This is a genomic window from Synechococcus sp. B60.1 (genome assembly GCF_047462555.1).
GTDB lineage: Bacteria > Cyanobacteriota > Cyanobacteriia > Thermostichales > Thermostichaceae > Thermostichus.
On the sequence record NZ_JANSJN010000072.1, the window covers coordinates 1,797 to 14,629 of the forward strand.

The 12,833-nt window shown below is 62.4% G+C and carries 14 protein-coding genes; 2 read left to right on the forward strand and 12 right to left on the reverse strand.

Translation table 11 applies throughout. From position 1 onward, the window contains the following. Positions 1-265: 265 nt before the first annotated feature. From NW863_RS09055 to rpmJ, 12 genes are all read right to left on the reverse strand, one after another. Entirely contained in the window at positions 266-559 is a 294-nt protein-coding gene (locus tag NW863_RS09055) for a PepSY domain-containing protein (protein WP_414365881.1), read from the reverse strand. A 55-nt stretch (positions 560-614) separates the two neighbouring features. Beyond that, a complete protein-coding gene (gene acnB / locus NW863_RS09060; protein ID WP_414365882.1) occupies positions 615-3,248 on the reverse strand; it encodes a bifunctional aconitate hydratase 2/2-methylisocitrate dehydratase in 2,634 nt (877 codons plus the stop codon). A 79-nt stretch (positions 3,249-3,327) separates the two neighbouring features. Beyond that, the gene (gene prfA, locus NW863_RS09065) at positions 3,328-4,413 is read right to left on the reverse strand and encodes a peptide chain release factor 1 (RefSeq protein WP_414365883.1); all 1,086 of its coding nucleotides are present in this window, start codon (positions 4,411-4,413) and stop codon (positions 3,328-3,330) included. Positions 4,414-4,484: 71 nt separating this feature from the next. Further along, positions 4,485-4,706 carry a 50S ribosomal protein L31 gene (gene rpmE, locus NW863_RS09070; RefSeq protein WP_414365884.1) on the reverse strand — a complete coding sequence of 74 codons (222 nt, stop codon included), beginning with the start codon at positions 4,704-4,706 and terminating at the stop codon, positions 4,485-4,487. A gap of 76 nt (positions 4,707-4,782) precedes the next feature. Next, the gene (gene rpsI / locus NW863_RS09075; RefSeq protein ID WP_414365885.1) at positions 4,783-5,196 is read right to left on the reverse strand and encodes a 30S ribosomal protein S9; all 414 of its coding nucleotides are present in this window, start codon (positions 5,194-5,196) and stop codon (positions 4,783-4,785) included. Beyond that, complete coding sequence (gene rplM / locus NW863_RS09080; protein ID WP_414365886.1) at positions 5,193-5,648, reverse strand: 50S ribosomal protein L13; 456 nt, start codon at positions 5,646-5,648, stop codon at positions 5,193-5,195. The genes rpsI and rplM overlap by 4 nt, the downstream gene beginning before the upstream one ends. Before the next feature lie 49 nt (positions 5,649-5,697). Next, positions 5,698-6,561, reverse strand: coding sequence for a tRNA pseudouridine(38-40) synthase TruA (truA, locus tag NW863_RS09085; RefSeq protein WP_414365887.1), 864 nt, complete (start codon positions 6,559-6,561; stop codon positions 5,698-5,700). Between the two features lie 6 nt (positions 6,562-6,567). Further along, a complete protein-coding gene (rplQ, locus tag NW863_RS09090; protein WP_414365888.1) occupies positions 6,568-6,918 on the reverse strand; it encodes a 50S ribosomal protein L17 in 351 nt (116 codons plus the stop codon). Between the two features lie 91 nt (positions 6,919-7,009). Continuing rightward, positions 7,010-8,011 carry a DNA-directed RNA polymerase subunit alpha gene (locus NW863_RS09095; RefSeq protein WP_414365889.1) on the reverse strand — a complete coding sequence of 334 codons (1,002 nt, stop codon included), beginning with the start codon at positions 8,009-8,011 and terminating at the stop codon, positions 7,010-7,012. Between the two features lie 143 nt (positions 8,012-8,154). Further along, the gene (gene rpsK, locus NW863_RS09100) at positions 8,155-8,541 is read right to left on the reverse strand and encodes a 30S ribosomal protein S11 (protein WP_011430298.1); all 387 of its coding nucleotides are present in this window, start codon (positions 8,539-8,541) and stop codon (positions 8,155-8,157) included. Positions 8,542-8,624: 83 nt separating this feature from the next. Next, positions 8,625-9,008: a 30S ribosomal protein S13 gene (gene rpsM / locus NW863_RS09105; protein ID WP_011430299.1), complete on the reverse strand. Its 384-nt coding sequence runs from the start codon at positions 9,006-9,008 to the stop codon at positions 8,625-8,627. Positions 9,009-9,217: 209 nt separating this feature from the next. Next, positions 9,218-9,334: a 50S ribosomal protein L36 gene (gene rpmJ / locus NW863_RS09110; RefSeq protein ID WP_414365890.1), complete on the reverse strand. Its 117-nt coding sequence runs from the start codon at positions 9,332-9,334 to the stop codon at positions 9,218-9,220. A 167-nt stretch (positions 9,335-9,501) separates the two neighbouring features. Between rpmJ and NW863_RS09115 the strand changes: the two genes are divergently transcribed. Then, entirely contained in the window at positions 9,502-11,463 is a 1,962-nt protein-coding gene (locus NW863_RS09115; RefSeq protein WP_414365891.1) for a carboxypeptidase regulatory-like domain-containing protein, read from the forward strand. A 58-nt stretch (positions 11,464-11,521) separates the two neighbouring features. Next, on the forward strand, positions 11,522-12,547 hold the full coding sequence (locus NW863_RS09120; protein ID WP_414365892.1) for a carboxypeptidase-like regulatory domain-containing protein: 1,026 nt from the start codon (positions 11,522-11,524) through the stop codon (positions 12,545-12,547). Positions 12,548-12,833 lie beyond the last annotated feature (286 nt).

Consider the following 12,833-nt stretch of genomic DNA (forward strand, 5'->3'; position numbering starts at 1 on the left):
CGAGCCATCAGCCGGTCGAACATCCGGTTCATTTCCCGTTGAATTTCGTCAATTTCCCGGAAGGGATCCCAGCGAACAAGAGCCATATCTATCCACCTCCTGAGCGGATTTTGGTTAACTTTTGGTTAGCTTCTCTTTAAGCTTTACTCACGAGGCTTTAGCATAGCCTCTGTACATTAGAATAAGCTGTCTAGCTGGCTCAAGATGTCGAGTTTTCCGGAAATCGGTTGGGGTATTTTCTCACCCAAGGAACAGGAGAAAGCTCTCAGGAATCGGTGTGCTTGGGGGGGCGATGGGATCTCGTTTGCAACCACAAACTCAGGCCGGTAGCCACCATCACCAACAGCCCCAATCCGTTTAAGAAGGGGTAAACGGCCTGCAGATCCAGAGGCCCCCATTGCCCTTTGTGGATTTGGATCAGCCAGTAGTAGTCGAAGTTGTCGTTGAGGCGGGCAATTTGATAGAGGGATCCCGTCACCACCGTCACCACCAAGGGCAAGGCCAGGATGGGGGCCAGGGCGCGGTGGATCTGGCGGATGAGTTTTCGATTCAGGGCCATTGGGATTGCTCCAGGGCTAGCGCAACCACCCTGCCATGGTATCAGGGTGGCCCCTTTAGGAACGGCTCCCGAGGACTTCCTCCAGCTTGGGCATTTGCTCGCGCGGGATGACCCGCCCTTCGTCCTCAAAGCCAGGGATCTCGTGGAAGTTGAGGTAGCGGTACAGCTCGCCGGCAAAGGGCTGGATCTTGGTGGCGACGATCTCGCGATATTCCTCAGGAGTAGGGATCCGCCCCAAGAGGGCGCAGGCGGCAGCCAGCTCGGCGGATCCCAGATAGACCCGCGCGTCCTTGCCCATGCGGTTGTTGAAGTTGCGGGTGGAGGTGGACATGACGGTGGCCCCATCTGCCACGCGGGCCTGGTTGCCCATGCACAGGCTGCATCCGGGCATCTCCGTCCTCGCCCCGGCAGCGGCAAAGGTGCCGTACACCCCTTCGGCGCGCAGTTGCGCCTCGTCCATGCGGGTGGGTGGGCAGATCCAAAATTGGCGTACCTTGGCCCGACCTTGCCCTTCCAAAATCTTGGCGGCAGCCCGGTAGTGGCCAATGTTGGTCATGCAGGAGCCAATAAACACCTCGTCAATTTGGATGGGTGTGTCGGGGTTGCCCGCCGCGTGCTGGGCGTGGACTTCGCTTAGGGTCATCACCTTGTCGGGATCGTTGGGGGCACAGACAATGGGCTCGGTGATGGTGCTGAGGTCAATCTCGATCACGGCAGCGTATTCGGCGTCGGGATCCGCCTCCAGCAAAGTGGGGTTGGCCAGCCAGGCCTCCATCTTGGCGATGCGCCGCAGCAGGGTTCTCGCATCCTGATAGCCGCGGGCAATCATGTTTTTCAACAGCACCACGTTGGAGCGCAGGTACTCGGCAACCGTCTCGACGCTGAGCTTAATGGTGCAGGCGGCGCAGTTGCGCTCTGCTGAGGCGTCGGTCAACTCAAAGGCTTGCTCCACCTTGAGATGGGGCAGGCCCTCGATCTCCATAATTCGCCCAGCAAAGACGTTTTTCTTGCCCTGCTTCTCGACGGTGAGCAGCCCCCGCTGGATGGCCACGTAGGGGATGGCGTGGACGATGTCCCGCAGGGTGATCCCGGGCTGCAATTCCCCCCGGAAGCGCACCAGCACCGACTCCGGCATATTGAGGGGCATCACCCCCATGGCGGCGGCAAAGGCCACCAACCCCGATCCCGCCGGGAAGGAGATGCCCAAAGGAAAGCGGGTGTGGGAGTCGCCCCCGGTGCCGACGGTATCCGGCAGTAGCATGCGGTTGAGCCAGGAGTGGATGATGCCGTCGCCCGGCCGCAGGACAACGCCCCCCCGCGAGGCAAAGAAGTCGGGCAGCTCTTTGTGGATCTGGATGTCCACCGGCTTGGGGTAGGCGGCGGTGTGGCAGAAGCTCTGCAGCACCAGGTCGGCACTAAACCCCAGGCAGGCCAGCTCCTTCAGCTCGTCGCGGGTCATGGGCCCGGTGGTGTCCTGGGATCCCACCGTGGTAATCAGCGGCTCGCAACTGGTACCTGGGCGCACCCCCGGCAGCCCACAGGCCTTGCCGACAATTTTCTGGGCCAGGGTATAGCCTTTGCCGGTGTCGGCGGGCGGGGTGGGGCGAATGAACAGGGGGGAAGGACCCAGCCCCAGGGCTTGGCGGGTTTTGTCAGTAAGGGCCCGGCCAATCAAGAGGGGAATGCGGCCCCCCGCCCGCACCTCGTCCGCCAGGGTCACAGGCCGCAGGGAGAAGGTGGAGAGGACTTGGCCATCCTCAGAACGGATGACACCTTCGTAGGGGTGGATTGTCACCACCATGCCCGTCTCCAGCCGTGAGACCTCGCACTGGATGGGCAGGGCGCCGGCATCTTCGGCGGTGTTAAAGAAAATGGGTGCAATCGTGCCCCCCAGAATCACCCCGCCGGCCCGCTTGTTGGGCACATAGGGAATGTCGTGGCCAATGTGCCAGAGCAGGGAGTTGAGGGCAGACTTGCGGGAGGATCCCGTGCCCACCACATCCCCCACAAAGGCCACGGGATAGCCGCGGCGCTTCAGCTCAGCAATGGTTGCTATCGCTCCCGGTGCGCGCGCCTCCAGCATGCTCTGGGCGTGCAGAGGGATGTCTGGGCGGGTGGTGGCGTGGGCGGCGGGGGAAAGGTCGTCGGTGTTGATCTCGCCAGCAATTTTGAACACCGTTACGGTGATGGCCTCGGCCAGGGGCGGCCTGGCAGTAAACCACTCCCCGGCGGCCCAGGACTCGATCACCTGCCGCGCATAGGCGTTGCCCGCTTGGCTGAGTTCCAGCACGTCGTGGAAGGCATCGAAAACCAGCAGCGTGTGGCTAAGGGCGCGGGCCGCTGCTGCCGCGATCTCCTGCCGCCTATCCTGCAGCAGCTCTACCAGCACCTGGACGTTATAGCCCCCCAGCATCGTGCCCAAGAGCTCCACCGCCCGCAGGGGGGTAATCAGAGGCGAGCGCACCTCCTCCTTGGCCACAGCCGCCAAAAAGCCCGCTTTCACATAGGCCGCTTCGTCCACCCCCGGCGGTACCCGCTCTGTAAGCAAATGCAACAAAAAAGCTTCCTCACCGGCAGGGGGATCCTTGAGCAGCTCGCACACCTGGCTGGTCTGGGCAGCGTTCAAGGGCAGCGGCGGGATCCCTTGGGCCGCGCGGGCAGCAACATGTTGGCGGTACTCAGCCAGCATGGGGAGGATTCCTTAGGTCACTCGACATGGGTATTCATTCTACCGCCAGGTCGGCAGCAGGAAGGGATCCCATCTCCACCTAAGATAGCTCCGCCAGCAGCTCTTTTTGGTATAGGCCAATACAAGCTTGGATTAACTCGTCCAGCTCCCCTTCCAAAATCGGCTCGAGCAGGAAATTCTGGTTGAGGCGGTGGTCGGTGACGCGGTTGTCCTTGTAGTTGTAGGTGCGAATTTTTTCCGAGCGGGATCCCGTTCCCACCTGCATGCGACGGGCGGAGCTGATGGAGGCCTGTTGCTCCTGCAGCTTCATCTCGTAGAGCTTGGCCCGCAAAATCTGCATCGCCCGCTGGCGGTTTTGCAACTGGGATCGCTCCTCGGTGCAGAAGACGCGGATGCCGGTGGGCTTGTGGAGGAGATCCACCGCCGTTTCCACCTTGTTCACGTTTTGGCCGCCCGCCCCGCCGGAGCGCGCCGTCTTGATCTCGATGTCTTTGGGGTCGATCACCACCTCCACCTCGTCCACCTCCGGCATCACCGCCACCGTGGCCGTCGAGGTGTGGACGCGCCCCTGCGCCTCTGTCACGGGCACCCGCTGCACCCGGTGCACGCCGGCCTCAAACTTTAGCTTGCTATAGACCTGGTCGCCGCGGATTTCCAGGATGGCCTCTTTGTAGCCTCCCATCTCTCCTTCCGAGAGGCTGGCCAGGCGCACCGACCAACCCATCTTCTCGGCGTAGCGGGTGTACATGCGGGCCAAATCTGCTGCCCACAGCGCCGCCTCCTCGCCGCCAGTGCCGGCGCGGATTTCCAACATGATGTTTTTTTCGTCGTTGGGATCCCGGGGCAGCAGCAGCAGGGTCAGCTTTTCCTCCAGTTGTTCTTGGCGGGCGCGCAGTTGCTCCAGTTCTGCCCTGGCCATTGCCTCCAGCTCCGGGTCGTCAGAAGCCACCTCCCGCAGGAGCTCTTCCGTCTGCTTCAGCTCGCGAGTAAGCTTTTGCCACTCATGAAAGGTCTGGACGGTGGCTTCTAGAGAGGAGCGGGCCTTGGCGATCCGCTGCAGCTCAGCAGGATCCGTCGCCACATCGGGATCGGCCAGACGTACCGTCAGCTCCTGAAAGGTGGCTTCAACGTTTTTAAGCTGCTCGATGAGTTGAGCAGAGGCCATAGATCCAGTGTCAGCGAAGACTCACAGCAATGCCCAGCAAGGCAGACCAAGAAACTTGAATTGAGGCTCGGCTACTTAGCTTTCTTGCCACCCATGCCGTACTTGCGCATAAACTTCTCCACACGCCCTTCGCTGTCGATGATCTTCTGGCTACCGGTGAAAAAGGGATGGTTGCCCGACCAAACATCGACCTTGAGCTCTGGCTTGGTGGATCCCACCGTCATCACCACTTCGCCATTGCAGATGACTTTGGCTTCGGGATACCACTGCGGGTGGATTCCTTTTTTGGGCATGGCAATCTCCTCCTCTGGCCTGCTCTTATACCCTTGTCTACCAACATCGACCTTGAAAAAGCAATGGCAGGGATCCCTAGCGCTTCGAGTACTGGGGAGCCTTGCGGGCTTTGCGCAGGCCGTATTTCTTCCGTTCCACGGCGCGCGGATCCCGTTTTAGGTAGCCCTCTGTCTTGAGGGGACCCCGGTTGGCTGGATCCACCTCGCAGAGGGCGCGTGCCACCCCCAACTTGATGGCATCGGCCTGGCCGTGAACGCCGCCGCCATGGGCCCGCACCAAGATGTCGTAGGAGTCCTCTAGGCCGAGGATCTCCAACGGTGCTTTTACACTGGCCAGCAGCGCCTCCTGGTATTGCAGGTATTGGTCGCCGGGCCTGTCGTTGATGATCAGTTTGCCGGTGCCGGGCACCAGGCGCACGCGGGCAACAGCAGTTTTGCGGCGTCCGGTTCCCCAATAGACGGCTCGTTGGCTACTGGCTACTTGAGTCATACTTTGGCTCCTGGAATCGTGTGGATGGGGTAAACCTGAGGTTGCTGGGCCTCATGGGGGTGGTGGGGCCCGGCGTATACCTTTAGCTTGGTAAATTGCCGCCGGCCCAGGCGGGTGTGGGGCAACATCCCCTTGACTGCTTTCTCCACGACTCGCTCCGGCAGGCGAGCTTGCAGTTGGGCAAAGGTCTCGACTTTCATGCCCCCAGGACGGCCAGAGTGGCGGCGGTAGAGCTTTTGGGTGCGCTTTTTGCCGGTGACCACCACTTTCTCAGCATTGATCACGATCACGTAGTCCCCCGTATCCAGGTGAGGGGTGAAGTTGGGCTTGTGCTTGCCCCGCAGGAGGTTGGCCACAACCACGGCCAAGCGACCCAGGCGCTGGTTGGCAGCGTCCACCAGATACCAGCGAGGGGTTAGAGTTTCGGGGGCGGGAACGGGAGTTGTGTTCATGGCAGCCAAGGATGACATCAACCGCAGGATGAAATGGACAAGAGAACGCCTAGGCCAGGGAGGAAACCCACAAAGCCGCTGACCAATCGGGGGTTTTGGGCAACCCCTTCATGGACAAAGCCCAGAAGGGCGGCGAGTGAGCGAAGCGGCAGCCAAAGGGATCCACAGCATAGCCCACATCCACCAGGCACAGCCCTTGCGGAGGGGCGCTGTAGCGGGTGCGCATCCGGCTCCAGTCGTTGTGTTGCCACAGGTGGACAAATTGTTGCGGGCTAAGCTCGCCGCGGCCCACCACCTCCAGGGATCCCACCAGCAGCCGCATCATCCGGTAGAGAAAGCCGCTGGCCTGCACCTCAATGCTCACCAGATCCCCCAGCCGCTGACAGAGCACCTCCTGCACCTGCACCCGCGAGTGGGGCCGGTCGGATCCCCGCCGGCGGAAGGCTTCCAGGTTGTGCTCACCCAGAAGAGAGTTGAGGGCCTCCGCCATCGGCTCCACCTGCAACGGCCAGCGCACCTGCCAGCTAAAGGGCCGCCAGAACACATCCGGCAGCTCTCGATTGAGGATGAGGTAGCGGTAGCGGCGCCATCTTGCCGAGAAGCGGGCATGCCAAACGTCAGACACCGGCGCCGAGGCCAGCACCACCACATCTTCCGGCAGACAGTCGTTGAGCACCCGTGCCCACTCCGTGGGTGGGATGCCAGAGGTGGTGTCGAAGTGGGCCACCTGGCCAGCAGCATGAACCCCGGTGTCGGTGCGTCCTGCCCCGTAGAGGGTCACCGGGTGCCCGGCCCGCGACGCAATCGCCTCCTCCAGTACCCCTTGTACGGTGCGGTGGCCCGCTTGCCGCTGCCAGCCGCGAAAGCCGCTGCCGAGGTACTGAATTTTCAGGGCAATGCGACGGCTCTGCATGGGGGCCTACACCAACTCGATGACCGCCATTTCTGCCCCGTCGCCCCGCCGACGCACCGTGCGCAGGATGCGGGTGTAGCCCCCAGGCCGATCGCGGTAGCGCTCCGGCGCTTGCTCAAACAGGGAGCGCACCAGCTCCTTGTCGTAGATGTAGGCCAGGGCCTGTCGCCGCGCCGCCAGGGATCCCTCTTTGGCGAGGGTAATCATTTTCTCAGTGGTGGCGCGAATGGCCTTGGCGCGGGCCTTGGTGGTGGTGATCCGCCCTTCCCGCAGCAGGGCCGTGGTCAGCGCCCGCAGCAGGGCCTTGCGCTGGTCGGCGGGCTTGTTGAGGTGGGGGGTACGACGGCGGTGACGCATGGTAACCTCTATCCTAGGCTCTTCGGGGATCCTGACTGAGTTTTGCGGTGACGCCAGCGGCGCGAAGCACCTTGGAGGGTTGTTTGGGTCTCTAGGCTTTGCCCTTTTCGCGGGCGCGGGGCAGCGTTAGGCCAAAGCGATTCTTGAGGGCCTGGATCACCTCTTCAGCAGATTTCTGGCCGAAGTTTTTGATCTCCAGCAGATCCTCCTCGGTGTAGACCAACAGATCGGCCACCGTATTGATTTGAGCGCGCTTCAGGCAGTTGTAGGCGCGTACCGATAGCTGCAGCTCCTCGATGGGGATCTGGTTCTTCTGATTGTCCTCCGCTTGCCGGGGCTCTGGCGGGGTGTCAAAGCTGACCTCCTGCAGCGGCGAGAACAGGCCCACCAAAATGCGGGCCGCCTGGCTGAGGGCCTCCTGGGGGGTGAGGCTGCCGTTGGTCCAGATCTCCAATATTAGACGATCTTTTTCCAGGGATTGGCCGACCCGGGCTGCTTCCACCGTATAGTTCACCTTGCGCACCGGCATGAAGACGGAGTCGATCTGGAGAAAATCAATGGCCATCGATTTTCTATCGGAGTAGTCGACGGCGCGGTAGCCGCGTCCGCGGCCAATCATGAACTCCATTTCCAGGATCGCCCCTTCCGCCAAGGTGGCAATGTGGTGGCGGGGGTTGATCACTTCCACTTCGCTGGGCAGTTGCAGCTTCTCGGCGGTCACCTCCCCCGGCCCTTGCGCCACCAAACGGCCCACCTGCGTGTCAGAAGCGTTGGAGCGTAGCACCAGCTCCTTCATGTTGAGCAGGATCTCCATCACGTCTTCCCGCACCCCGGGCACTGTGGAAAACTCGTGGCTGACGCCAGCGATGCGGACAGCGGTTACTGCCGTTCCTTCTAGGTTGGAGAGCAACACCCGCCGCAAGGCGTTGCCCACCGTGATCCCTTGACCGCGCTCCAGTGGCCCCAGGGCAAATTTGCCGTAGTGAACGCCATTGGCTTCCTGATGGGATTCGACGCACTCGGTCTGGTAGGAAGCAGCACTGGAAGTGGCTTTGCTGCCCAGATTGTGGAGGGTTCGGCTGGTTTGTATCATAGAGTAGCCCCGTCCGTCTGGCTCAATATCCGTTTGGAGAACTTGGAAGACTGGAGGTCATGCCTCACATCCTGCAGTGGGGCAAGCCTGTCGCCGACCTGGAGCAGACAGCCGCCAGCGCTCGGCCTGCCCTGGGGATCCCTTTAGACGCGCCGCCGCTTGGGGGGGCGGCAGCCGTTGTGGGGAATGGGAGTGATATCTCGAATCAGGGTGATTTCTAGACCGGTAGCCTGCAGAGCGCGAATTGCCGTCTCCCGACCGGCGCCAGGGCCACTCACCATCACTTCAATCTGGCGCATGCCGTTCTCCATGGCCTGACGTGCTGCGCTCTCTGCTGCCATTTGGGCCGCAAAGGGGGTGCCTTTCTTGGCGCCCTTGAACCCCGTGGAACCTGCGGAGGCCCAAGACACCACGTCGCCATTGGGATCCGTAATGGTGACGATGGTGTTGTTGAAGGTGGACTGAATGTAGGCCACCCCGTTGGGGACATTCTTCTTGACCTTGCGTCCGCGCCGTTGCTGCCGAGCCATGACCTGTGTGTCCTTTAAACAACTGTTTGCATCCCGTTTTGCCGTTTGGAGAGGGTGGGAAACTCTGCCCGCCGACCCAGCCACTACTTCTTGGCGGGAGCTTTCTTCTTGCCGGCCACCGTCTTCCTGACCCCCTTGCGGGTGCGGGCGTTGGTGCGGGTGCGCTGGCCGCGCACAGGCAGGTTCAGACGATGGCGGCGGCCCCGATAGGTGCCGATGTCGATCAGCCGCTTAATGTTCATCGCCTCCTGCCGGCGCAGATCTCCCTCCACCTGGTACTCGCCTTCTACCACTGCCCTCAAGGCGGCCACCTCGGCGTCGGTAAGGTCGCGGGTGCGGGTATCGGGGTTGATGCCGGTCTTCGCCAAAATTTGGCGGGAGCGGGTCAGCCCAATGCCGTAAATGTAGGTAAGGGCGATCTCGACTCGCTTGTCGCGTGGGATGTCAACTCCCGCAATCCGTGCCATGGTTGGTAGTACCTTTCAAACAAACTCAGATAAGCTGGCTCCCCAGGCCTAGACTGGCGGCGTGGAGCTTTGCCCGGAAGATATTGCTGTTGAGGTGAGGAAACCAGAGTCTCTCCTTGCCAAGAGATGGGTCGCCAGGCCCTCCGCGGCGGCAGCAGGGTCGTTTGGCTGGGCTCTCCACCGTTGGCCGCACCCCTCCATCCGCGCCTCTACCCCTGCCGCTGCTTGTGCTTGGGGTTGGAAGGGCAAATCACCATCACCCGGCCATGGCGGCGGATGACTCGGCACTTTTCGCAGATTCGACGGACGGAGGGCCGCACCTTCATGGTTTATCCTGACGAAACCAGCGAATATCCATTCTAAGGTCGCCGCGGCAGACTGTCAAAAATTGTTTGGGTTTTCTGACATGAATCCCCCAGGAAAGGGCGAGGGGGTTGGCTATGCTGGTTGGGCGAAGAAGGAGAGCAGGCGCGGTTGAGGAGCGGAAAAGGCGATGCGCTGGCAATGGCTAGTTGTGGTGATGAGCGGCGTGCTGGCCTTGGGATCCCCCGTGTTGGGGCAAGGGATCCCTTCGCCTGAAACAGGCTCTTCTGCTTCTGTGGGGAGTGTCTCGGCGGACGGGAACGGACTGAGGCCAGAGGGAGATTGGCTTTTGCCATTACCCAGCTCTGCCGATCGCCTCGATGCGGTGCCGGAGCGGGGCTGGCTGGCAGTGGGACTTTTGGAAGCGCAGGCAGTGGCTCTGCTGGATGGGGCGAGCGGGGATCCCTTGTGGCAGGTGGCGGTGGGCTTTGCCCCCAGCGTGGTGCGGGTGGATGCGGCACGGCAGGTGGTCTATGCCTCCGGCCCCAATGCTCCTGGGGTGGTGGCCCTCGATTTGCTAACCGGGGGGCTGATCCGGGCTTACGGGCTACCAGCGGGGGTTTTGGACATGGCCGTGGATCCGGCCAGGGGGCGGGTTTTCGCCTCTATGCCCGCTGCCCAAAGTTTGGCGGTGATCCCCGCTCCAAACGGCCCAGGGGAGGGATCGGAGCAGCCGCAGGCCCGCAACTTGCCGCTGCCAGGACCACCCTTGGCTTTGGCCTATGACCCGGAGAGGGGATCCCTGTTTATCGGCTTAGCCGGGGAGGATCCCCTTAGCCTGCTGGTGGTCAACCCCGACAATGGCGAGCTGTTGGCCCGCTGGCGGGGCGGCAACACTCCAGAAGCGATGGCTCTGGATGCCCAACGGCAGCGCCTAGTGGTGCTCAACTCCGGCAGCCAAGATCTGACGGTGCTGGATCTGGGCCGCAGCGGCGAGGCTCTGCAGCGGGTTGGCCTGGACTGGCGACCGACGCGGCTGGCCCTTTCCCCCGATGGCCGCTGGGCTTACGTAACCTCCCGCAACAGTGACCGTCTGCAAATCGTAGATCTGGAGGCAGGACGATTGGCCGCCTCGCTGCGGCTGGAGGGGCAGCCAACGGGTTTGGTGAGGCTGGGGGAGCGGGAGCTGTGGGTAGTGGCGGCAGGGATCCCGGCTTTGCGGCGTCTGGTGGATGTGGATCTTCAAGCTCAAGTTGGCGAGGAGGGGACGGAGGAAGTTGCCTCCGCAGGCAACCGCGGCGTGGTGACGGGGCGGGTGCTGGACATTGCCGGCCAGCCTGTCCAGACCGGGGTTTTGCGCCTGGCTGCCACCGCCACGCAGCTCCAGCAGACGGTTCGCATCGCCGCCGACGGCACCTATGTATTGCCGGAGTTGCCGGCGGGGCTGTACCTGGTGGATGTGGAGGTGCCGGGGTTTCCGCCCACCAGCACCCAGGTGGAGGTGCGGGCCGGTTTTGTATCCACCCAAGATATTCGCCTGCCGCCGGGGGAGCCGGCCCGGCAGCCGGAGGGCATCGGCCTTTTGCCGGATGAGCCGGTTTACTCGGATGAGCTGGCCCGCCACCTCAGCCTGGCCCTGAAGGAGTTGCAGCCGCAGCGACCGGTACTGCTCTTGAAGGGGCCTTTGGGGCCGGATCCCCGCTTTGAGCCGCTTCTGGCTCTCGTCCAGGATCTGACGCTCTTGGATCGGGATGAGCGCTATACCGCCGACTTGGACAAGCTGAAGGCCATCGGCAATGCCCTGGGATTGCGCTACATCCTCTTGACCCACCTGCAAATCTCCCGCGATTACAACCGCCAGGGCAGCCCGCTGCTGAATACGGCCTTGCGCTTCCTAGCGCCGGCAATCCCTGTGGAGATTCCCAATTTCACCCCCAACCAGTTGCGCAGCCGCGGGGTAGTGGTGGTGGTGGACCTGCAGCGGGATCGGCCGGGGGATCGGGCTCGCTACTACGAGGCCTATGGGCAGGATGATGTGGGCGGGGAGCCGCTGTTTGAAGATGCGGCGGCGGGCCTGTTTCGGCTGCAGGTGCGCAACATGGTGCCGGTCTTTATCCAACAATGGCAGGCCAACAATCCCTTTGCTGGGTAAGGATCCCTGCAGCAGGATTTTGTCTCTCCAGAACCCACTGCGATTAGCAGATGTCGCCATGCCTCTTTTCTCCCTCACTGCGCTGCGGCGCAAGGTTAGCTTAGGCAGCCTAGGTCTCTGCGGCTGGCTGGCCCTGACTCCAGGAGCGCTGGCCCAGGCGCCGGTCACCCCCATTCCCCACTTCACACCGCTGTTTCCCCATCGAGACCAGGTGGGATCCCAGGCACGGCTGGTGGGGCAGGTAAGCAACAGCCTGGGGCAGCCGGTGGCCGGGGCGCAGGTGCAGTTGGAGGGCTTGGAGAACCCCCATCAGCCCATCCAAACGGACGAGCGGGGGGCGTTTGAGCTCGACCAGGCTCCTGCCGGACGTTGGATGTTGACTGTGTGGCACCCCGACTACGAAACCGTGCAACAGGAGATCCTGCTGCAGGGGGGCCTGACCACCCCTGTGGATGTGGTTTTGCAGGTGCCCATCTGGCCACAGCCCCGGCGTCGCCTCGGCATTTTGGGGGTGGGGGGGCTGGAACATACCCAGCTTTTGGGCCAGCGCCTAGCCATGGAGGCGGTGCGTCTGGGCCTGATCCCCAACAGCGAGAAGGTGGTACCTCTGGACAACCGCCGCCTGCAGCCCATTTTGCGCCAGGTGGGCTGGCCACTCTACGAGCTGTTCGAGTGGGATCGCCGCAAGCCAGAAGCGGTGAGTCAGTTTTTCGATTACCTGGGCCTGGAGGCCATTGTCATTGCCCGCGTCGATGTCCTCACCCGCCCCGCCTCGCCGACGGAGGTGAGCCTGCGCTCCCGCAGCCGCCTGGAGCTGTGGCGATTTGACGAGCAGGGCAACCTCGTGGCGGAGGTTCTGGCGGAAGCCAGCCGCGACCAGGTGGAGCGGGGCAACCTCAACGCTGCCGAGCTGGCCCAGCTTTACCAGATCCAGGTCACCCAAATGGCTGCCGAAGTCGGATCCCGCTGGAAAGAAAATCACCCACTGGCTTCCTACCTGGAACGAACCCCAGGCGAGGCCCCACCCCCGCCCTCGCATTGGGATACGGCCGTGGAGCTAGTTATCCCTAGCTCCCCTCGTTAGCTTAATTGGCGGGAAGCCCCGCACTGGATTTGTGAATTGGTTTACTCAACGAAGATGAGTGTCGGGAGGCATTCAGCTGCTTTCTACTGTGCTCGCCCTGAACCCTGGGAAGGGCCAACTGGGGCTGGCCCAGAGGAGAGAGGGAACGGTGGCAGGTTAAAGTAGCACTGAGAACGTTGCTGCCGTCTTAGTGGAGACTTCTCCTGCCCATGACGTCTGAACCCCCCCCCCCCCCACCCCCCAAGCCGGCAACAATAGAATTATAACAAATGACCCAACACACCCA

Coding starts and splice junctions, on each gene's coding strand:
- NW863_RS09055 (WP_414365881.1), bottom strand. CDS start 559: ATGGCCCTGAATCGAAAACTCATCCGCCAGATCCACCGCGCCCTGGCC.
- acnB (WP_414365882.1), bottom strand. CDS start 3,248: ATGCTGGCTGAGTACCGCCAACATGTTGCTGCCCGCGCGGCCCAAGGG.
- prfA (WP_414365883.1), bottom strand. CDS start 4,413: ATGGCCTCTGCTCAACTCATCGAGCAGCTTAAAAACGTTGAAGCCACC.
- rpmE (WP_414365884.1), bottom strand. CDS start 4,706: ATGCCCAAAAAAGGAATCCACCCGCAGTGGTATCCCGAAGCCAAAGTC.
- rpsI (WP_414365885.1), bottom strand. CDS start 5,196: ATGACTCAAGTAGCCAGTAGCCAACGAGCCGTCTATTGGGGAACCGGA.
- rplM (WP_414365886.1), bottom strand. CDS start 5,648: ATGAACACAACTCCCGTTCCCGCCCCCGAAACTCTAACCCCTCGCTGG.
- truA (WP_414365887.1), bottom strand. CDS start 6,561: ATGCAGAGCCGTCGCATTGCCCTGAAAATTCAGTACCTCGGCAGCGGC.
- rplQ (WP_414365888.1), bottom strand. CDS start 6,918: ATGCGTCACCGCCGTCGTACCCCCCACCTCAACAAGCCCGCCGACCAG.
- NW863_RS09095 (WP_414365889.1), bottom strand. CDS start 8,011: ATGATACAAACCAGCCGAACCCTCCACAATCTGGGCAGCAAAGCCACT.
- rpsK (WP_011430298.1), bottom strand. CDS start 8,541: ATGGCTCGGCAGCAACGGCGCGGACGCAAGGTCAAGAAGAATGTCCCC.
- rpsM (WP_011430299.1), bottom strand. CDS start 9,008: ATGGCACGGATTGCGGGAGTTGACATCCCACGCGACAAGCGAGTCGAG.
- rpmJ (WP_414365890.1), bottom strand. CDS start 9,334: ATGAAGGTGCGGCCCTCCGTCCGTCGAATCTGCGAAAAGTGCCGAGTC.
- NW863_RS09115 (WP_414365891.1), top strand. CDS start 9,502: ATGCGCTGGCAATGGCTAGTTGTGGTGATGAGCGGCGTGCTGGCCTTG.
- NW863_RS09120 (WP_414365892.1), top strand. CDS start 11,522: ATGCCTCTTTTCTCCCTCACTGCGCTGCGGCGCAAGGTTAGCTTAGGC.